9 protein-coding genes are annotated in these 22053 nt (G+C 48.9%); 8 read left to right on the plus strand and 1 reads right to left on the minus strand.

Annotation, left to right across the window (positions count from 1 at the left end; translation table 11 throughout):
- Window positions 1-9: 9 nt before the first annotated feature.
- A complete protein-coding gene (locus ACMA1I_RS14810) occupies window positions 10-213 on the minus strand; it encodes a hypothetical protein (protein ID WP_337069159.1) in 204 nt (67 codons plus the stop codon).
- Between the two features lie 201 nt (window positions 214-414).
- On the opposite strand from ACMA1I_RS14810, the gene ACMA1I_RS14815 reads away from it, so the two are divergent.
- The 8 genes from ACMA1I_RS14815 (at window position 415) to ACMA1I_RS14850 (ending at window position 21879) form a co-directional block, all read left to right on the plus strand.
- The gene (locus ACMA1I_RS14815) at window positions 415-3264 is read left to right on the plus strand and encodes a TIM-barrel domain-containing protein (RefSeq protein ID WP_337069160.1); all 2850 of its coding nucleotides are present in this window, start codon (window positions 415-417) and stop codon (window positions 3262-3264) included.
- Between the two features lie 36 nt (window positions 3265-3300).
- Window positions 3301-6378, plus strand: a complete 3078-nt coding sequence (locus ACMA1I_RS14820; RefSeq protein ID WP_337069161.1) for a TonB-dependent receptor — start codon at window positions 3301-3303, stop codon at window positions 6376-6378.
- 21 nt (window positions 6379-6399) lie between these two features.
- The gene (locus tag ACMA1I_RS14825; RefSeq protein ID WP_337069162.1) at window positions 6400-7992 is read left to right on the plus strand and encodes a RagB/SusD family nutrient uptake outer membrane protein; all 1593 of its coding nucleotides are present in this window, start codon (window positions 6400-6402) and stop codon (window positions 7990-7992) included.
- Window positions 7993-8027: 35 nt separating this feature from the next.
- A complete protein-coding gene (locus ACMA1I_RS14830; RefSeq protein WP_337069163.1) occupies window positions 8028-9455 on the plus strand; it encodes a hypothetical protein in 1428 nt (475 codons plus the stop codon).
- A gap of 509 nt (window positions 9456-9964) precedes the next feature.
- Complete coding sequence (galB, locus tag ACMA1I_RS14835) at window positions 9965-12388, plus strand: beta-galactosidase GalB (protein WP_337069164.1); 2424 nt, start codon at window positions 9965-9967, stop codon at window positions 12386-12388.
- Between the two features lie 195 nt (window positions 12389-12583).
- A complete protein-coding gene (locus ACMA1I_RS14840; RefSeq protein WP_337069165.1) occupies window positions 12584-15109 on the plus strand; it encodes a T9SS type A sorting domain-containing protein in 2526 nt (841 codons plus the stop codon).
- Window positions 15110-15808: 699 nt separating this feature from the next.
- The gene (locus ACMA1I_RS14845; RefSeq protein WP_337069166.1) at window positions 15809-19309 is read left to right on the plus strand and encodes an RICIN domain-containing protein; all 3501 of its coding nucleotides are present in this window, start codon (window positions 15809-15811) and stop codon (window positions 19307-19309) included.
- 353 nt (window positions 19310-19662) lie between these two features.
- Complete coding sequence (locus ACMA1I_RS14850; protein WP_337069167.1) at window positions 19663-21879, plus strand: glycoside hydrolase family 3 C-terminal domain-containing protein; 2217 nt, start codon at window positions 19663-19665, stop codon at window positions 21877-21879.
- Window positions 21880-22053: the final 174 nt, after the last annotated feature.

Below are 22053 nucleotides of genomic sequence, written 5' to 3' on the forward strand. Positions count from 1 at the left end.
AAGAAAGGGCTACTGCCAGAAGGAGCGACGCAGTTCGGGTATCGGAGATATTATTCTAATGAAATCACCCTTCCGGAGCCTTCTGCGCTCAGTGTAGAACAAGGGTAGCCTCCCGGAAGAATTGCCGATTCTGCCATGTATATAGTGAGCACTGACACGGGTGTCGGCTGCTTCTGCCAGCATGACGCAGCATAACCTTTGTTTGGTTAACATTCCATCCTGTTTTGCCTCCAAAAGCACTAAAACAGCCTCTTTTTCTGCTGTTAACATCAGAGGCACACAATAGAAACATTTGGTACCCCATCATTTCCTGCCTGATCTATACATTTGTGTACTTATGTTAGTTAGTTGTTTGCCTTTGAGTAGAGCTGCTAACTGCATCCCTTACACCCTGTTATTTAAAGCAGCATGAAAATGAAGTACACTATTTTGGCCGTTATTTTCCTGGCTTTGTCCTCCTTTCGGGATCCGGTAGTGCGGAGCTACCAAAAGCTGGACGATGGCATACTACTAAAGTTAAACAAGGAGCAGGAGGGAGACCCGCAGTATGTAAAAGTGCGGGTGGTGTCTGATAAAATAATTCAGGTACTTTCCACCCCCGACAATGAACCGGGAGAGCCACAAAGCCTGATGGTAGTAGGGGGTAAAAAGGCAGCACCCTCCTGGAGCCTGAACGAGACAAAAGAAACACTTACGGTGCAAACAAAAGAGTTGCGAGTAGAAGTATCGGCCAGTACAGGAGTTGTTAGTTTCTACGACAAAGATGGCCGTGAAATAATAAAGGAGGCGAAAAACGGGCACCGCACCTTTACCCCCGTTACCTATAGCAACACCCCAACCTACGAGGTGCACAGAGCCTTTGAGATAGACGGTGACGAAGCATTTTACGGCCTCGGACAGCACCAGGCGGGGCTTATGAACTACCGGGGCTGGCAAGTAGACCTTACCCAGTATAATTCGGTGGCAGCAGTGCCTTTTATGGTATCGAGCAAAAACTACGGTATTCTTTGGGATAATAATTCTATCACCAAATTCGGGGATGTGCGGCCTTACCGTCAGCTCTCCGCTTTAACCCTATACGGCAAAGACCAGAAACCCGGAGCACTGACAGCTACTTATATTTCCGCAGAGAAATCAGGGAAGGCACCAATCATCAGGCCTGAAAAAGATATTTATTACGAATTTCTGCAACAGCAAAAAGATTTTCCGGAAGGCTACTCCCTGCAAGGCGGCAAAGTGTATTGGGAGGGATTTGTACAGTCTGATGAAACAGGTACGCACCGTTTCCTGATGCCAGGTTCCGGTTACGTAAAGGTGTGGCTGGACAACAAGCTGCTGCTTGATAGATGGCGGGAAGCCTGGAACCCTGGCTTTTCTGTTTTTAAACACGATCTTCAGAAAGGGGAGAAGCATGCTATTAAAATTGAGTGGCTACCCGATGGTGGGCAGTCATATATCGCGCTTCGGTATTTGCCTCCTATTCCGGCCGCAGATGTAAACAAAGTTGCCTTTGCCTCTGAGGGTGGTGATGAGCTTAACTATTATTTTGTGTACGGTGACAACCTTGATGAAGTAGTGAGCGGTTACCGGCAACTTACCGGCAAGGCCCAGGTTATGCCTAAATGGGCCATGGGTTTCTGGCAAAGTCGGGAGCGCTATAAAACACAGGATGAATTGTTAAGCGTAGCAAAGGAATTCCGGAAACGCCAGATCCCAATAGATAACATCGTGCTGGACTGGTCTTATTGGGAAGAGGACCAATGGGGAAGCCAGCAGTTCGACAAGAAACGTTTTCCGGATGCGGAAGGTATGATCAAACAGTTGCACGACCAGAACCTAAAGCTCATGATATCGGTGTGGCCCAAGTTCTACGAAGGCATTGATAATTATAAACTTTTTGACTCTAAAGGCCTGCTGTACAAGGCAAGTATTGAGCAGGGCGTAAAAGACTGGATAGGGCAGGGCTATGTTTCTACTTTTTACGATGCCTTTAACCCCGAGGGCCGTGAGCTGTTCTGGCAACTGCTTAAGAAGAACCTGCATAGCAAAGGCGTAGATGCTTGGTGGCTCGATGCAACTGAGCCCGATATCTTATCGAACACCACTATTGAGCACCGCAAAGAACTTATGAGTCCGACGTTCCTTGGTCCGTCTGAAAAGTACTTTAACGCTTATCCGCTTATGAACGCTAAAGCCATTTACGAAGGCCAACGGCAGGATTTCCCCGAGAAACGTGTGTTTATTCTTACCCGTTCGGCCTTTGGGGGTTTGCAGCGTTATGGCGCTGCAATTTGGAGCGGCGATATTTCCTCCACCTTTGAGGAGTTAGGTCGCCAGATTCCTGCTGGCCTCAATGCCTCACTTTCTGGTGTTCCCTACTGGACAACCGACATCGGAGGCTTCTTTGTAGAAGACAAGTACGACCGGCCGGAGCCAAGAGGCGATGCGCTGGAAGAGTGGCGTGAGCTAAATACGCGCTGGTACCAGTACGGCACCTTTACACCGCTATACCGCGCGCATGGCCAGACCCCATATCGCGAGGTATTTAATATTGCGCCGGAAGAGCATAAGGCCTACAAGTCTATAGTGTACTACAACAAGCTGCGCTACCGCCTGATGCCTTATATCTACTCCCTCACCGGCCAGGTTTATCATGAGGATGGAACCCTGATGCGGCCCCTGGTAATGGACTTTGGGCAGGATAAAAAGGTGCAAAATATCGGCGACCAGTTTATGTTCGGGCCAAGCCTGCTTATTAACCCCGTGTACGAGCGCCATGCCACCACCCGAAGCCTTTACCTGCCAGCCGGAACCTCCTGGTACAGCCTCTACGATGGCAAGTACCAGGAGGGAGGCCAGCAGATTACGGCGCCTGCGCCTTACGAGACCATGCCCATTTATGTGAAAGCAGGTGCCATTCTACCCTTTGGTCCTGATCTGCAATATACCTCAGAAAAGCCCGCCGATGTAATAACGCTCTATGTGTATGGCGGTCAGGATGGCCAGTTTAACCTCTACGAAGACGAAGCAACAAACTATAATTATGAGAAAGGAGCCTTTACCAACATTCCGATAACTTACAACGATGCTACCAAGAAGCTGACAATTGGCAAGCGGGAAGGCAGCTTTGCAGACATGCTGCAGAACCGTACTTTCCACATTGTTTATGTAAACCAGAGCAAACCCCAGGCACTCAATTTCGAAGCGAAGCCAGCCCAAACTGTAAAATACAACGGCAAGCCTAAGACAGTGAGATTGAATTAATTCAAACAAAATTAAACACTTTTAAGCTATTAGTATATGAGAAAAATAATTTTACTAGGCTGGCTCCTCTGTTGGTGCGGAATAGCTTTTGCACAGCAAGCAGTGCGGGGGAAAGTAACATCGCAGGCCGATGGATCGGCCCTGCCGGGTGTTAGTATCCGGGTTAAGGGCAATGCCACTGCAGGCACTGTAACCGATTTAGACGGAAATTTTGAACTAGGGCTACCTGTTGGAAACGAAACGCTTGTTGCTTCTTTTACAGGCTTTGTAACGCAGGAGATACAGGTAAATAACCGGACCCAAATAAACATTAGCCTTGCTCAAAACACCGAGGTGCTAGATGAAGTAGTGGTAATTGGCTACGGCGTGCAACAGAAGAAGCTGGTAACAGGTGCCACAGCACAGGTAAAGGGCGAAGACATTCAAAAACAAAGTACTACCAACGCCTTACAAGCCTTGCAGGGGCAGGCGCCGGGTGTGCAGATTTCTTCTACCTCAGGTCAGCCTGGTGAAGGCATGCGGGTGCTGATTCGTGGATTGGGTACCATTGGCAACTCCGGCCCGCTCTATGTAGTGGATGGGGTACTCACCACAAACATCGATTTCCTGAACCCGGCTGATATTGCTTCTATAGATGTGTTAAAAGACGCTGCCTCAGCTGCTATTTACGGATCTCAGGCAGCTAACGGCGTAGTGCTGATTACCACCAGGCAAGGAACTGCAGGCCAGCCAGCCCGCATCACGTTCGACTCCTACTACGGCGTACAAAATGTGGCCCGTAAGGCAGACTTGCTCAATTCCAGAGAGTATGCCACCATTATGAACGAAGCGGCCGTTAACTCCGGCAAATTACCGTATTTTACCAATCAGCAGATAGCTGAAATGGGAGAAGGTACAAACTGGATGGACGAGATGTTTGTAAAAAATGCGCTCACCCAAAACTATTCCTTGGGTGCGCAGGGCGGCTCCGAAAACTCCACGTACTCTACGGCCTTGTCTTATACTTCTCAGGAGGGAATTGTGGGCGGAAAGGCCTTGTCGAATTACGAGCGCTATAACTTCCGCATCAACTCTGAGCACAAGCTGTACAAAGATGTTATTAAAATTGGGCAGCACCTGAATTTTGCCTACATCAACAACAATGGCATTGGTGTTGGCAACCAGTACAACAACTCGTTGCGAGGGGCCTTTAATACTAGCCCTTTTGTGCCCATGTACGACGAAGAGGGTAACTTCTACGACAACAGCAACTCTACCTGGAACACCGGCGAGGCCAATCCCTATGCCACTATGGTATATGGCAACCAGAACAGGAGAAATAACCAAAGGTTGCTGGGCGATGCTTATATGGTGATTGAACCTATTAAAAACCTGCGCTTCAGAACAAGTTTAGGTCTGGATATGCATGCTAACGAAAGCCATTCTTACACGCCAATTTATAGATTATCGGCATATTCTTTCAGTGATTTTACCAGAGTAAACCAATCGATGGGCAAAGGCAGAACCATTTTGTTCGATAATTTGCTGAGCTATAACTTTAATGCAACTCCTGATCATAGCTTCGAGCTGATGGTTGGCTCTTCCGCCTTTCAGAACCTGACAACCAACATTTGGGGCAGCAACCGCGACTTGATTATTTCTGACTTACGCTATGCCTGGTTATCTAATGCCACTAGCACAGATGGAGCTCCTAACATGAGTGTGGGTGGTGGCCCGGATCCTGAAGATAAACGAATGTCGTATTTCGGGCGCTTAAACTACAACTACAAAGAAAGGTATCTGCTCAACGCCACATTCCGGGCCGATGGTTCTTCGAGGTTTGCAAGAGGCCACCGCTGGGGCTATTTCCCGTCTGTTTCTGCTGGTTGGATCGTGTCTGATGAGGTGTTTATGACCGGCACTCAAAACTGGGTGGATTATCTGAAAATCCGGGCCAGCTGGGGCCAGGTAGGTAACCAGAACATCGATTTCTTCCAGTACCTGTCTCCGGTGGCTTTTACCAATGCCAATTACATTTTCGGACCTGAAGAAGGTGTGCTTTCACCTGGAGCTTTCCCTAGCAGGTTGGGCAATGAGAGAGTCAAATGGGAAACCTCTGAGCAAACCGACATTGGCTTTGATGCACGCTTTTTTAAAGGTAAAGTAGATGTAAGCTTCGACTGGTACAACAAGATCACCAAAGATTGGCTTGTAAATGCGCCTATTCTGGCAACGGCAGGAGCTTTGGCACCCTTCATTAACGGTGGAAATGTACGCAACAGAGGGGTGGAGTTAGGCATTACCTACAACAACGCCATTGGTGACTTTAACTATAGAGTGGGTGTAAACGGTGCCTACAACACAAACAAAGTAGGCGTAATTCCTACAGCAGACGGTATAATACATGGCAACACCAACACCTTGTTCGATAACGCGACTGAGTTCTACAGAGCCGAGAACGGGTTCCCGATCGGGTACTTCTGGGGCTATAAAACAGATGGTATTTTTCAGTCAGAAGACGAAGTTTCCAGTTACCGCTCCGGTGAGAACCGCATGATACAGCCCAATGCCCAGCCAGGCGATGTGCGTTATGTAGACTTAAATGGCGATGGGGTGATAAACGAACAGGACAAGACGATGATCGGTAACCCAAATCCGAAATACACCTTTGGCCTTACACTTTCTGCTGACTACAAAGGATTTGATTTTTCTATGCTGGCTTCTGGTGTGGCTGGTAACCAGATTGTGCAGTCGTACCGCAACCAGGCGAACCCTTATGCCAACCACACCTCCTCTGTACTGGGGCGCTGGCACGGGCCGGGTTCTTCTACCACCATGCCGCGTGTAACAGAAGATTCGCGCAACTGGACTAACTTCTCAGACCTGTACCTGCAGGATGGCGATTTTCTGCGCATCAGTAACGTAACCATCGGCTACGATTTCGGAAGAATATTGAAAAAGAGCTACCTGAGCCAGGTTCGTATTTATGCTTCCGCGCTCAACCTCTACACCTTTACCAAATACAATGGCATGGACCCAGAGATTGGCTACACCGAGAGCTTTGCACAAGGCGTGGACGTTGGGTACTATCCACGTCCAAGAACTTTTATGATGGGAGCAAATTTCAGATTCTAACACATCGACAAGACGAAAAAAATGAAAAAGATAAAGATACTTGCATTGTCGTTGGGCCTGCTTTCGCTGGGTGCTTGTAGCGACGATTTTATAGATGCAGAACCTATCACAACACTTACCGAAACCAACTTTTACAGGACCCCTGCTGATGCCGACAAAGCCCTGATTGGCTGCTACGATGGTTTGCAGCGCGTTTGGTCTGAAGGCATCAGCTTTCCGGTAGCCTCTGAAATTTTCTCCGACAACTGCTTTGGCGGCACCGGTAATGCCGATGGGTTTGGCTATCAGGCCATAGACGAGTTCGACAGACTGCGTTCTCCTTCGGACCGGAACCTGTTCGAAGCGAATTGGCGCGATTACTACAGAGCCATTTACCGTTGCAACATGCTGCTGAGCAAACTCGACCAGATAGAGTGGGGAAATAACGAGGAACAACGGAACATAACCGAATCAGAAGCCCGCTACCTGCGCGCTTACCTGTACTTCGATATGGTACGGCTCTGGGGTAACATTCCTTTGCTAACCGCACCGTCTGCCGAAAACCTGCCGCAGTCAAGTCCGGAAGAAGTGTATAAGGTAATTGCAGAAGACCTGAAATTTGCAGCCGATAACATGCCTGCTACTTCTTACACTGCCCAAAATCCTGCCACCCGTGGCAGAGTAACCAAGTGGGCCGCGGAGGCACTCTTAGGGCGTGTATTTTTATACTACACTGGCTACTACCAGAAGCCCGACCTGGCAGGTGTTGTCAGCAAGCAGCAAGCCTTAACCTATCTCGAAGATGTAATCTCCAACGGTGGCTTTGGCCTGGTAGATGATTTTGCGCACCTGTGGCCTGCCGCATCAGTAAAAAACTATGCCGGCGAAGACAACAAAGAAACCGTGTTTGCTATAAAGTATACCTACACCAGTAACTATGATGGCAACACCGACGGTAATCACTGGATGGTGATGCTGGGCATGCGGGAGCACTCTAGTTTTCCGTATGGCAATGGCTGGGGAGGCGGTACTGTTAACCCAAAACTGTGGAATGCTTACAGCGACAACGATACCCGCAAAGTGGCCTCCATTATTTCCATTGCTGATGAAAAAATCAACTTTACAAATCAGAGCAAGCAACGGGAATATACTGGCTTTTATGTTAAAAAGTACTCGCCTATGGTAGACGAAGAAGGCAACAGCCTGGCCGTAAACTTGGGAGCTGCCAACTTTATGATCGGTCAGTTCCAGGATTATGTAGCCATTCGTTACGCCGATGTGCTGCTGATGGCGGCGGAGCTTGGTAGTGCCAACGCACAAGCCTATTTCGATACGGTAAGACGGCGTGCCTATAAAGATAACTTCTCGGCGCAGGCAGTCTCGCAGGCTGGCCTGATGAATGAGCGTCGCCTGGAGTTTGCTTTTGAGGGCATCCGGTACTGGGACCTCTTACGCCAGGGTGTAAGCACGGCAGCCAACATTATAGCCGAAACTGCTACCGTAGAGAATGGTGGCACACCGGTTACTAAAACCATTGCCGCGAGCAAGATCATCGAAACAGGAGGATTGCAACAGATTCCTTACAACCAGGTGACGCTGTCTGATAATACCTTGAAGCAAAATACAGGCTGGTAATGCGGTTATTCACAAACCAAGAAAAAGATAAGCAGATGAAGCTGATAAAAATACTTTTGTATTTACTCCTGGCGCCGATGTTTCTCATCACAGCGTGCCAGGACGATAACTACGAGTTGGGCAGAATGCTCGACAAGTCGGAAATTAAGTTCCGGGTGGAACAAGCCCGCAACATAGATCCGGGTGGCAACACCGTTATTCTGATAAACGAAACACCTGGCACCATTTCGATGTGGGACTATGGCACCGGCCGCTCTGAGCGTAGAGTCGATACGGTTCGGTTTGCCTTTCAGGGAGAATATGTGATCAAGTTCTCGGCTGCAACGGCCGGAGGCATTGTAGAAATGGACCCTGTTACCATTCAGGTAACGGAAGACAACCTCAATTATGTAAACGATCCGCTCTGGACGGCACTTTCAGGAGGTGTTGGGAATGAGAAGGAATGGGTACTGGATACCGATGGCAAATTCTTTGCTGGTCCTCTATCGTTCTTTGGCGTAAACAATGGCTGGCTGCTGGAAGGTAATGAAGAATGGGAGGGTGGCCCGACAGGCTGTTATGGCGAGGATTGCTGGACATGGGGACCGGATGCTGCCTGGGCGCGGGACAACGCAATGGCAGCTGGGGACTACGGCGTAATGACGTTTAGCCTGAAAGGAAGCCCAAGCTTTAAGGCTGTTAAACCCATGGAAGGCGGTATTACCCAAAACGGCACTTACTTTCTTAATGTAAGTACCAAGCGCCTGACGATCAATAATGCCTCCATTCTGCGTGGGTATAAGCCAAGCAGAAATGGCCTGACCGGTATCAGCAACTGGACCAACTATGTGGTGCTCTCTCTGGACGAAAACTCTATGCAACTGGGCGTGATCCGCGACCGTGACGTGGATGGTGAAGGTGTGGCTATGATTTCTTATAACTTCATCTCAAAGGAATATTCCGATAACTGGGTGCCTTCCGGACCACCACCCGTTGACGAAGGCTATAACCCAACCTTCGCACCAGGCCAGCTGCTCAACATGCTCACTGGTGGTGCCTCATCCGGCCGTGTCTGGACCCTGGATGCCAAAGGTAACCCTGTAGATTGGATTGCGGGCGGTATAGGCTGGACTGAGTCAGCAGCCTCTTCGAGCGACTGGGGCTGGAACGGTACCTGGGAAACTGCCGTGGCTAACTCCTGGATTCGTTTCGACCGTTTTGGTGGCACACAGAACTACACTCGCCACCAGAGAGGTGCCACCACCACCGGTACCTTTACCATAAACGAAGAAACAAACGAAATTACCCTGAGTAACAACAACACACTCCTCCAGAACCCCGACAGCTGGATGAGCCCATCGGCCAGCACGATTAAAGTTGTGAAAGCCTTCCCTAACGATTTCCAAACGAAAGGGATCTGGTTTGGCACGAGCTACGACGCGGGCAAAGATGAGTGGCTAGCCTTCCATTATGTACTTCCCTAAATTAGAAGGAGCCGTTGAATAACCTTGAATTATGATAGGAAGAGCGAGCTTGCCGGAATGATAAAATCAGATCTTTCGGCAGGCTCCTCATCATTCATGCTTCTTAGCTATTCGTCTCCATACTTGTTTTCTCTTTTTAAATTAGCAGGAGTAAGGTTCTTTTTCGAAGGAGATACCCTTAAAGGGAACAGCCTTATTTGGTTAAAAAAGACCTCAGGAAGGGCAAATTCATTAGCAGAATTCATCTGAACCAACCTTAACAGCGCCTAAGAATAATCAAGTAGAAGTGGTCTGTAGCACAATAACTGTTTAACAAGCACAAATCGAATTCTACTAATAAAAATGGCCTTCCAACTATAAAGGGAGCATTTTAAGGCTAGGGGTAACCTACGGCAGCCTTAAAAATTTAAAGGCCAATTTGCATATCAAACTTAGTATCCAGCTTCTAAAAAGTAACGCCTTTCAGCAACATGCATAGAACTACTTTGTTACCAGCACCATTTTCCTTTTTGATAATAATAACACTTTTGCTGAGTCTTTACGCCTGCCAATCGGCTAAGCAAGATGGCACCGCAGAAAGTAGTGCCAGATCACACGCCGACTTCACCAAAAACTGGACCTTTCATTTAGGCGATCAGCCGGGGGCGCAGGAGCCAGGCTTCAGCGATGCCAGCTGGCGCAAACTGAACCTGCCCCACGATTGGAGCGTGGAAGGCAGCTTTAGTGAGAGCAACCCAGCCGGTACAGGCGGTGGAGCCTTGCCCGGCGGCACAGGCTGGTACCGCAAAGCCTTTACAGTGAACGAAGCAGATAAAGGAAAGGTCTTCTACATCGACTTCGACGGGGTGTACATGAACAGCGAAGTCTGGATAAACGGGAAGTACCTGGGCAAGCGGCCAAACGGTTACATCTCGTTCCGCTACGACCTTACGCCGCACCTGCACTACGGCGACACGCAAAATGTAATTGCGGTAAAAGTAGATAACTCGCAACAGCCTAACTCCCGCTGGTACTCCGGCTCCGGCATTTACCGCAATGTATGGCTTACTACAGTAAACCCGGTGCATGTGGCACAGTGGGGCACCTATGTTACTACCCCGCAGGTAAACGAGCAGTCGGCAAGTGTGGCCATCAGCACAAAAATTACCAACCGCTCCGGCCAAAGTGGTTCCATTACCCTGAGCAACGTGGTGTACGATGCCTCTGGTAAAGAAGTGATGCGCGTTAAGTCCGATGCCATACCACTGCAAGGAGAGGAGCAGGAGGTGAGCCAGGAGCTGACTATTCAAAACCCGAAACTGTGGTCGGTGGAGGAGCCTTACCTCTACAAGGTCGTAACACTGGTGGAGCAGGAAGGGCAGGTGGTAGATAATTATGAAACGCCGCTGGGCCTGCGCTATTTTAATTTCGATGCGGAAAAAGGATTTTCGCTTAATGGCAAGTCCATGAAAATACTGGGTGTATGCAACCACCACGACCTGGGAGCTTTAGGAGCAGCCATTAACACCCGGGCGCTGGAGCGGCAGCTGGAGATTTTGCGAGAAATGGGCGTAAATGGAATCCGCACAGCCCACAACCCACCTGCTCCCGAACTGCTCGACCTCTGCGATAAAATGGGTTTTATTGTTATGGATGAGGTGTTTGATATGTGGAAGAAAGAAAAAAGCAAATTTGACTACAGCCACAGCTGGGACGAATGGCATGAGCAGGACCTGCGCGACTTTGTGCTCCGCGACCGAAACCACCCCAGTATCTTTATCTGGAGCATCGGCAACGAAATTCCGGAGCAATGGGGGCCGGAGGGAACACCAATCGCCAAAGAGCTTGCCTCCATCGTAAAGAGCCTCGACACGACACGGCCTATTACGGCTGCGCTCAACGAGCCCTACCTGCACAATTCTATTTACAAATCGGGTGAGCTGGATCTCGTTGGCTTCAACTATCACCACCAGGATTTCGAGAAGTTTCCGCAGAGCTTCCCTGGCCAGAAATTCATTGCCACCGAAACCACCTCGGCCCTCGCCACACGCGGCAGCTACGACATGCCTTCCGACAGCATCCGCCGCTGGCCCTACAAATGGGACGAGCCTTTTACTGACGGCAATAAAGATCTTACCGTATCGGCCTACGACAACGTGAGCGCTCCCTGGGGCTCCACCCACGAAGAAACCTGGAAACTGATTAAGAAGCACGATTACCTCTCCGGCATGTACATCTGGACTGGCTTCGACTACCTGGGTGAGCCTACGCCTTATGGCTGGCCTGCCCGCAGCTCCTACTTTGGGGTAGTCGATCTGGCTGGTTTTCCTAAAGATGCCTACTACATGTACAAAAGCGAGTGGACTACCGAACCAGTGCTGCACGTTTTTCCGCACTGGAACTGGCAACCCAGCAAAACAGTAGATGTATGGGCTTATTACAACAACGCCGACGAAGTAGAACTCTATCTGAACGGAACATCATTGGGCATCAAAAAGAAACAAGGCGACGAGCTGCACGTGATGTGGCGTGTTCCATATCAGCCTGGTACTTTAAAAGCGGTCTCACGGAAGGGTGAGGAGGAGGTGCTCACCAAAGAAATCAGTACAGCCGGAGCCGCTGCCCGCCTTGTGCTGCAGGTAGACCGGGACAATATAAAAGCCAATGGCAAAGACCTGGCTTTTGTAACGGTAAGAATAGAAGACAAAAATGGTAACCTGGTTCCTCGTGCCGATAACCTGGTGCATTTTAAAGTAGAAGGAAAAGCGACGATAGCCGGGGTAGACAATGGCCTCCAGACCAGTATGGAGCCTTTTAAAGCAGATAAGCGAAAAGCTTTTAATGGCCTGTGCCTCGCCATCCTGCAGGCGCAGGAAGAAGCCGGCACTGTACAGCTAACCGCCACCTCCGCAGGTCTGGAAAGCGCAGTTGTAGCCATTAAATTAAATAAATAAAGTTGCTTTCCCGGATGTGCAGAAGTGGCTTCGCACATCCGGGAAAGGCAAACCTGGCAAATTATTCTAATAAAAATGTCCTTCCGGAGGAAAAAGGCAATTTTTTAGGCATAGGGCTCCTTAAAGTAAAAGCAGCAATTTAATGAGGCTGTAAAGCTGCTGACCCTGCTTCCAAAACATAAACCTTATAAAACTATGAAAGCAACTCTACTCAAAAGTAAAAGTCGTTTATTTGGAAGAAAAATATTGAAAAGGCAGGTAGAGCGCCATCTACAGGAGTCTAGCCTAAAGAAATTTACTTTATCCAAACAGCTTCAGAAACAACTCAGGGTACTGGCGTTTTGCTCCTTTATAAGTTTTGTCCAAGCCTCTGCTCAGACAACAGACACTTACCAATGGAAAAATGTGCAGATTCAGGGTGGGGGTTTTGTAACAGGTGTGGTATATAATGCAACTGAGAAAGATCTGCTCTATGCCCGTACTGATGTAGGAGGCGCTTACCGCTGGGATGCTGCCACTGCTTCGTGGTTACCGCTCACTAACCACTTAAACAGGACCGAAGAAAACTATACTGGCGTGCTCAGTCTGGCAACCGATCCCGTAGAACCAAACCGCGTGTACCTGGCTACCGGCCTTTACTCCCAATCCTGGGCTGGCAATGCTGCCATATTAGCCTCCACAGACAAAGGCAATACCTGGACGAGGAGCAACTTGCCGATTAAACTGGGCGGAAACGAAGACGGCAGGTCTACTGGTGAGCGGCTGCAGGTAGACCCCAACCAAAACAGTACCCTCTACTTAGGCACCACCACCGATGGCCTCTGGAAAAGCGCCAACTATGGCGCTACCTGGGCCAAAGTAAATAGCTTTCCGGTTAGTAACATGGCTCCCGGCTCTGGCGGACTAGCCTTTGTACTGTTAGATAAACGCACGGGAGGTGTAAACACAGCTACCCAAACCATTTATGTAGGTGTGTTAAGAAAAGGTGACAGCAACCTTTACCGAAGCACCGATGGCGGCGCTACCTGGGCACCCGTTCCAAATCAAATCACCAATTATATGCCACACCATGCCGCTCTGGACGCTGATGGCACGCTGTACATAACCTACTCCGACAACCCCGGACCCAATGGTGTAACCGCCGGTGCTGTAAGGAAGTTGAATACCGCTACCGGCACCTGGACCGACCTCACCTTGCCAGCAGGGCAAGGTGGTTTTGCTGGTCTTGCGCTCGATGCACAGAACCCCGGTACCGTTATGGTCTCGACCATGAACAGGTGGTGGCCCGGAGACGAAGTATATCGAAGCACTGATGCCGGAGCAACCTGGCAACCACTGCTCGAAGCCGCTACCTGGAACCACACGCTAGCGCCTTACGCAGCAGCCTCTAACCCGCATTGGATCGGTGCCCTGGCAATAGACCCCTTCGACAGTAACAAGAGCTGGTTTGTAACAGGCTACGGCGTGTATAACAGTACCAATCTTTCAGAAGCAGACAAGGCAACACCGGTTAACTGGGTTTTTCAGAACAAAGGCCTGGAGGAAACGGTGCCACTAAAGCTGATTAGTCCGCCTGCGGGGGCGCACCTGGTGAGTGCGTTAGGTGATATAGATGGTTTTCGACACGATAATTTAGATGAATCTCCGGCACAGGGCAGACTCAGCCCCCGCTACGGCACCAACACCTGGATAGACTATGCTGCAAGCCAACCCGATTTTATGGTGCGGACGCACTACCAATCCGAAGCTCATTTCGGAGCTTTCTCTACTGATGGTGGCACCGCCTGGTCTCCTTTTGCTGCTAGTCCTGCTGGCGTAACTGGTGGCGGTGCCATTGCCGTATCAGCAGATGGTGCCTTCCTGGTATGGGCTCCCGCCGGCGTGTCTTCAGTATACCAATCATCTGACAGAAGCACCACCTGGGTCGCATCGGCAGGGGCAGGAAAAGCCAACCTGCGTGTGGCAGCAGACAAAGTAAACGCAAACAAGTTTTATGTGTACGATGCTCTTGCCGGGCAAGTCTTAGTGAGTACCAATGCCGGAGCCGCTTTTAGTGCCGCCGCAACAGGCTTGCCTTCAGTAGCCGATTGGCAGTTATGGGCCTCCATGATCTATCCTGTTCCGGGCGTTGAAGGCGATATCTGGCTCACCAATACAGTAGGAGGCCTTTACCGCTCCACCAACTCAGGCAGTAGCTTTGCTAAAATCATCAATGTGCAGGAGGCAACAAAGGTAGGCTTCGGAAAAGCAGCAGAAGGTAGTACATATCCAGCTGTTTTTCTGGTAGGAAAAGTCAATAACACCATCGGCTTTTTCCGTTCCGACGATGCCGGTGCGACCTGGCTGCGCATCAACGACGATCAGCACCAGTTTGGCGGCGTAAACGACATAACCGGCGACCCGCGCATTTTTGGCAGAGTTTACCTTGCCACCAGCGGAAGAGGCATTATCTATGGCGATATTTCTACAGTTACTTCTGTGCTGGCAGATCAGCCGCAAAGTTTGGCATTAAGCTACTGGCCAAACCCATTCGATAAAGGTTTACAGCTCCAGTCATCGCTTCCGTTTACCTATAAAATCACTAACCTGATAGGGCAAACCGTCTTTACTGGCACCTGTGCAGGCGATTGTGAAGTTGGGACTTCCTTACAGCCGGGCATTTATTTGCTCACCTCCTCCCATCAAAACCAAACCCGCACCATCCGGATCATGAAAAAGTAATGACCTCTTTTACAATTTTTCTAATGAAAATGCTTTGAAAGGCCATTTTCATTAGAAAAATTGAATAATTCACAGCGAGCTAACGAATTATAAGGTATTGCGGCAGGAAGCTACGAAGGGGACACCTCTGCCATGTGCACCCATTGACGATTTTTTGTTGGGGGAAGAGGCCCTCTTTAAAGAGCGTGCAGCGAGTGGGGGTGCAGGGGGTCCCTTCAAAAAAATCGTCTTGATTTTTTTTGTTCTTTTTGTATCAAGACAAAAAGAACAAAGACTCCTGCAATGAAATAACTCCATTCCGCTATTACAGCAAAAAAGCTACTATGCGAACTTAAACCCTGATCTGCCATTGATTTTGCCCCTGACCCACAAGATCCTTTCAGGATGACAAAGAAAGAGTGGAAAAGATCGAGCGGAAATACAAGTAAGAATACTGCTTTGTTGAATAGGTGTGAACAAACATAATGTAAGCAAAAAGCGTTTTTTTAAACTAAGTAGATGTTGTATCTGCTTATATAGCAGGATGGTACAGGATAGTGTTAAATGAATAACTGGTTTATTTGCTAACAACTGGTAGTTAGGTTTTCTGTTGCCTTAGATAATGTGTTATGGCTGTAATTTTAATGAACAGACATGACACTCTTATCAGAGGCACTTGCGCCGCGCCAGGAGCATTTTTCATTTTAACACTATCACCGTATGAAAACAAACTTACAAAACCCACATGCTGGAGCTCTTTTTGAAAAGAAGAACCATTATATCAAAGAAAAACCTGCCACACATTTAAATGTTAGCAGAAAATTTCTGTACAACAGGCTTAGCCTGTTGCTTGTTATGCTGCTTATTGTTACTTCTGTGCATGCCCAACGCCAGATGGAAAATCTGGGGCGTGGTGTGGTAGCAGTAAGAACATCTCCGGGCCAGGTGTTCATTAGCTGGCGAATGCTGGGTACCGATCCAGCCGATGTTGCTTTTAACCTCTACCGTGGCGAAACAAAACTAAACGATACTCCATTAACAGGAGGCACAAACTACACCGACGACATTAGTACAAATGAATCTTATACTGTGCGGTCGGTATTGGGCGGCGTGGAGCAGGAGGCTTCTGCACCGGCCACTGTCTGGGGACAGGCGCATTTAAGAATACCCTTGCAGCGCCCTGCCGGAGGAACTACACCTGACGGCGTAAGCTACACCTACAGCCCCAACGACTGTAGTGTGGGCGACCTGGATGGCGATGGTGAATATGAGATTATTGTGAAATGGGATCCTTCCAACGCCAAAGACAATTCACAGGCAGGTTATACCGGCAATGTGTACCTGGATGCTTATAAATTAAACGGTACGCATCTTTGGCGTATCGACCTTGGCAAAAATATAAGAGCAGGCGCTCATTATACACAATTTATTGTCTACGACCTGGATGGTAATGGAAAAGCAGAGCTAGCTTGCAAAACCGCGGATGGTACTGTAGATGGCGTAGGCACTGTGATTGGCGACCCTGGTGTTGACTACCGCAATTCCGGCGGCTATATACTACACGGTCCTGAATTTTTGACTGTGTTCAACGGCCAGACCGGAGCCGCTATGGCCACAACAGATTACGTGCCTGGCAGAGGCAATGTGGCTAGCTGGGGCGACAATTATGGGAACCGCGTAGATCGCTTTCTGGCCGGTGTAGGGTATTTCGATGGGCAGCGTCCCAGCCTGCTGTTTTCGCGCGGCTATTATACCCGTACTGTACTGGCAGCCTGGGATTGGCGTAATGGGCAGTTAACACAACGCTGGGTTTTTGATAGCGACACAGAGGGGAACGGTGCTTATGCTGGTCAGGGTAACCACAGTTTAAGCATTAACGATGTGGATGGTGATGGAGAAGATGAAGTGGTGTTCGGATCGATGGCTATAGATGATAATGGCACAGGTTTATACACCACTGGCCTTGGCCACGGCGATGCACAGCATGTAGGTGATCTGGATCCAGATCGTCCCGGACTGGAGTCATGGAGTGCACATGAGTCTCAGAGCTCTTATGATGGAAATGGCTTGTGGATGCGTGATGCCGGCACAGGCGAAAAACTATGGGGCATACCTACCACGGGCGATATTGGTCGTGCCATGACTGCAGACATAGACCCCCGATATAAAGGCAATGAAGTGTGGGGACCAAGAGGAGGTTTGTACACAGCCCAAGGCGTAGAAATTTCTTCTGCCAGACCAGGCAGCATGAATTTTGGCAGCTGGTGGGACGGCGATTTGCAGCGTGAACTCCTGGATGGCACCGTGATAGACAAATGGAACTACACGAGCAGCACACAAGAAAGATTACTTTCTGCCCATGACTTTGGCGCAGAACGAAACAACAGTACAAAAGCCAACCCTGGTTTAAGTGCCGACATCCTGGGCGATTGGCGGGAAGAGGTAATTTACCGCCACAGCAATAACAGCGAATTGCTGGTTTTCACTACCACTATTCCTTCTACGCACAGGTTTTACACATTCATGCATGACCCACAGTACAGGGTTTCTGTTGCCTGGCAGAATGTGGCCTACAATCAGCCTCCTCATACCAGTTTTTATGTAGGCGAAGACATGGCTGCCCCACCAACACCTGCCATTGCTTTAGCAGAGAATGCTGGCCCTGCTCAGCCTGCTATCTACTTAACGGCACGAGGTGGTAATGCAAAAGTGTTTTTGGGCTGGTCAGGTAACAACTTTGTTCCAACCGGTTTAGAGATTTACCGCAGTACAAGTCCAGACCTGTCTGGCAGCACGCTCGTAGCCACTTTAGCCGGAACTGTAAAATCTTTTACCGATGAAGGTTTAAGCAATGGTATTTCGTATTACTACCAGATAAAGGGAACGGATGCCGCCGGAGAAGAAGTGATTTCTGCCATAGCCAGCGCTACACCAGCTCCCATAGTACTTCCTCCACTACCTGCCATTGTAGAGCTTTCTGCCGCCCCCGGCGATGGTAAAGTAGATCTTACCTGGCAAATCAAAAATGTTGATATCAGGCAGATAGAAATTTACCGGGACACTGATTCCAATCCGAGCGGAAGATCGCGGGTAGGTATTGTAAGCGCCGGTACCACCAGCTACACCGACCTTACCGTTACCAATGGAACTCCATACTGGTATTGGCTTAAAGTTATTGCCGTAGATGGCAGCACGCCTGGTTCTAATGCAGCACAGGCAACGCCGGAAGGAGTGGTTACGCCACCGCCAGCTAAGTCGGTTGTGCTTGCTGCCCAGGGAACCGACAATATGGTAGATCTTAGCTGGACTGTTGAAAATATTGACGATATCACAGCCCTGGAAGTATTCCGTGATACAGATTCTGATCCTGCCGGTAGAACACGTATTGCTTCACTGCAAGCCAATACCAGAACATATACTGATATTTCAGCTGAAAACGGTGTGACATACTGGTATTGGATTAAAATTACAGATGCAACAGGCGTCACCAATTCTAATGCCGCCGAAGCCACGCCAGTGCCGCTTGATGGTGTTTACACCATAACTGCTCTCCACAGCGCAATGGCCCTGGACATAAACAGCCCATGCTCCAACTCAAACGGAACTGGCAACATCGTACAAAGAGTGCCAGGATCCACCCAAAACCAGCAATGGAAAATAAGCAGTGCAGGGGAAGGTTTCTATACGATCACCAGTGTAAACTGCGGGCAAGCTCTAGGTGTAAAAGCACAGTCAACAGAGGCGGAGGGTGCCAATCTACTCCAGTGGAGCTATGGTGGAAAGGCAAACCAGCAATGGGAATTTGTCCGGTTGGATAACGGGAACTACAACATTGTGAATAAGCACAGTGGTCGCTCTATTACAGTAGAAGCTGCTTCTGTGGAAGACAAAGCCAATGTGAAACAGTACCTGTATGCTGAAGCGCAGCATCAGCAGTTTAGCCTTTCGGCAGTTTTGAGCGGTACCGCCATCGCTTCTATGAAACAGGCAATAAATCAAACTGCTACAGCACTGGTTTATCCGAACCCTAGCGTCGAGTCTTTTATGGTAGAAGCAGCAGGCGCGTTTGAGTACTCAATTGTTGATCAGGTAGGCCGTGTTGTGGAACGGGGTAGTGGAGAAGGTTCGGTGAAGGCAGGCGCTAAACTGAAACAGGGTGTCTATATCATCCAAGTCCTGACTGGTGAGGAAAGACAACACTTTACACTTGTTAAACAATAGGCAAACAAATTTTGTAGCCATACATGTTTCTCTGATTTAAGAAAAGAGATAGTAGGAACCTCCTGCTGTTGGTAAATAATTACCAGCAGCAGGAGGTTTTTTTCTGCTTGAGTGGTAGTACCGGATATGGTAAATTAGCTTGTACCGAAACAGCTCCTGAATTTTGTACAGTTCCTTTCATCTGCTTAAGCTGTTTTTCATCAAAAAAGATGATAATTCAGCTATCAATAACCGCTATTAACATTTAATACTTCTATTAGAACTATATCATCCCTTACAAATGCTTGTTATTCCTGATTTTTGAGGAGGTTTTTTTAACCTATCAATTCTGGATAAACATCTAAATGATTGAGATGAAAAATAGAAACATTAGAAGGAAATTATCTGCCTGTTTTTCGGCTATGAGCCTGGCTGCAGTAATGGCCACCAGCTCCTGCTCCACCTCCGACAAAGCGCAGGACATGCAGAACAAACCATCCGTAATGGCTTACGAAGCGCAGATAGATTCGCTGATCAGCCTGATGACGCTGGAGGAGAAAGTAAACATGCTACATGGTGTTTCTTCTTTCACATCGGGAGGTGTAGAGCGGCTCGGTATACCTGAACTTACCATGTCCGACGGGCCGCATGGCGTGCGCCCGGAGCATGGCCGCGACTGGAGCCTTGATAACGCCGGTAACGATTCTTCTACTTACCTGCCAACAGGCATTGCACTGGCTGCCACCTGGAACCCCGAACTAGGCTATGAGTATGGTGCAGTACTTGGTAACGAAGCCAAAGCCAGGGGCAAAGATGTTATTCTGGGGCCAGGAATCAACATCATGCGTACACCCCTAAACGGTCGCAATTTTGAGTATTTGAGCGAAGACCCGCACCTGGTGTCGCGGATGGTAGTAGGCTATATCAAAGGTGTGCAGGACCAGGGCATAGCTGCCTGTGTGAAACACTTTGCAGCCAATAACCAGGAGATTAAACGGGCGGAGGTTAATGTGGAAATGAGTGAGCGGGCACTGCGCGAGCTTTATTTGCCTGGGTTTAAAGCAGCTGTAGAAGAAGCTGGCGTACTCACCGTAATGGGTGCTTACAACAAGTTCAGAGGCCAATACGCCACGCACAATGAGTATTTGGTCAACAACATACTAAAAGGGGAGTGGGGCTTCAAAGGCTTGGTCATTAGCGACTGGGGAGCAGTGCATAATACTATGGAAGCTGCCAAGTACGGAAACGACATTGAGATGGGTACCGACCTGCTGCAGATGCCGAACATCGACTATAGCAAGTTCCTGATGGCCGATACGCTGGTGAGCCTGGTAAAGAGCGGGCAGGTAGACGAAGCACTAATCGACGAAAAAGTAAGAAGGATTTTACGTGTAATGTTCAGTACAAACATGATCAACAGCTCCAGAACGGAGGGGGCTTTATCTACCAAAGCACATCAACAGACAGCTTTAAAAGTAGCCGAAGAAGCCATTGTACTGCTCAAAAACAAAGACAATTTACTGCCATTGAGCAAAAGCGGGGTAAAGTCTATAGCCGTGATTGGGGCCAATGCTACTCGCAAACAAGGCATGGGCGGTGGCAGCTCGCAAGTGCGTTCGCCATACGAAGTTACACCGCTGGAAGGAATTAAAAGAGTAGCAGGAAACGGCGTGGCGGTAACCTATGCCGCTGGTTTTGAAGTAACGCGCGAAGAAAAAGCCAACCAGGCGCTGATAGACGAAGCGGTAAAAGCAGCCAAAGGTGCTGAGGTGGTGGTGTACGTAGGCGGCTGGACGCACGGCTATACCGACAATTGGGATGGAGGCGCTTTCGATGCCGAAGGAGCAGACAAGCCGAACATGGACCTGCCTTTTGAGCAGGATCAGCTGCTGGATGCCGTACTAAAAGCCAACCCACGCACAGTGGTGGTCCTGATTGGAGGCGGCCCTATGGACATGAGCCGGTGGGAGAGCCACGCCAGTAGTATAGTGCAGGCCTGGTACCCCGGCATGGAAGGCGGTACAGCCATAGCTAATGTGCTGTTCGGCGACATAAACCCATCGGGTAAACTACCTGTTACCTTCCCTAGAAAGTTGAAAGATGCTCCTGCTCATGCGCTGGGAGATTACCCTGGCGACAAAGACACCCTGAACGTAAACTACCGCGAAGACATTTTTGTAGGCTACCGCTACCACGACACTTATAAAGTTGCGCCGCTTTATAGTTTTGGCCATGGTCTCTCTTATACCACCTTCGGCTACAGTAACCTGAAAGCAGCCAGAAACGGAGGAGGAGTAAGCGTTAATTTTACGCTGAAAAATACGGGCAAAACAGCAGGAGCCGAAGTCGTACAAGTCTATGTGAAAGACACCGAGGCAGCCGTAAAACGCCCCGAAAAAGAGCTGAAGTCCTTTAGCAAAATTTTTCTGAAGCCAGGAGAATCTAAAGAAGTCTCCCTTACCTTGCCCAAGGAAGCTTTTCAGTATTTCGACGAAACTAAAATGCAGTGGGTGCTGGAGCCAGGTACATTTATCATTATGGCCGGAAGCTCATCACAGGATATCAGGCAAACAGCAGAAATCACTTTGTAAGAAAAAGAGTCATTTAAAAGGGGAAGCTGATGTTGCCGGAATCACGGATTCTACAGATGAAAGGATTTCACAGATTGGTAAGCACCTTTAATTCGTTTCATTAAAGAAATCAGATAAATAAGATATGCTGAAATTCTTCTAATGGAAATGGCCTTCCTGAGCTTTTTTAGAGAC

Source organism: Pontibacter sp. 13R65 (assembly GCF_047525655.1).
Classification (GTDB): Bacteria; Bacteroidota; Bacteroidia; order Cytophagales; family Hymenobacteraceae; genus Pontibacter.

Coding starts and splice junctions, on each gene's coding strand:
- ACMA1I_RS14815 (WP_337069160.1), top strand. CDS start 415: ATGAAGTACACTATTTTGGCCGTTATTTTCCTGGCTTTGTCCTCCTTT.
- ACMA1I_RS14840 (WP_337069165.1), top strand. CDS start 12,584: ATGAAAGCAACTCTACTCAAAAGTAAAAGTCGTTTATTTGGAAGAAAA.
- ACMA1I_RS14810 (WP_337069159.1), bottom strand. CDS start 213: ATGTTAACCAAACAAAGGTTATGCTGCGTCATGCTGGCAGAAGCAGCC.
- ACMA1I_RS14825 (WP_337069162.1), top strand. CDS start 6,400: ATGAAAAAGATAAAGATACTTGCATTGTCGTTGGGCCTGCTTTCGCTG.
- ACMA1I_RS14850 (WP_337069167.1), top strand. CDS start 19,663: ATGAAAAATAGAAACATTAGAAGGAAATTATCTGCCTGTTTTTCGGCT.
- ACMA1I_RS14830 (WP_337069163.1), top strand. CDS start 8,028: ATGAAGCTGATAAAAATACTTTTGTATTTACTCCTGGCGCCGATGTTT.
- ACMA1I_RS14820 (WP_337069161.1), top strand. CDS start 3,301: ATGAGAAAAATAATTTTACTAGGCTGGCTCCTCTGTTGGTGCGGAATA.
- ACMA1I_RS14845 (WP_337069166.1), top strand. CDS start 15,809: ATGAAAACAAACTTACAAAACCCACATGCTGGAGCTCTTTTTGAAAAG.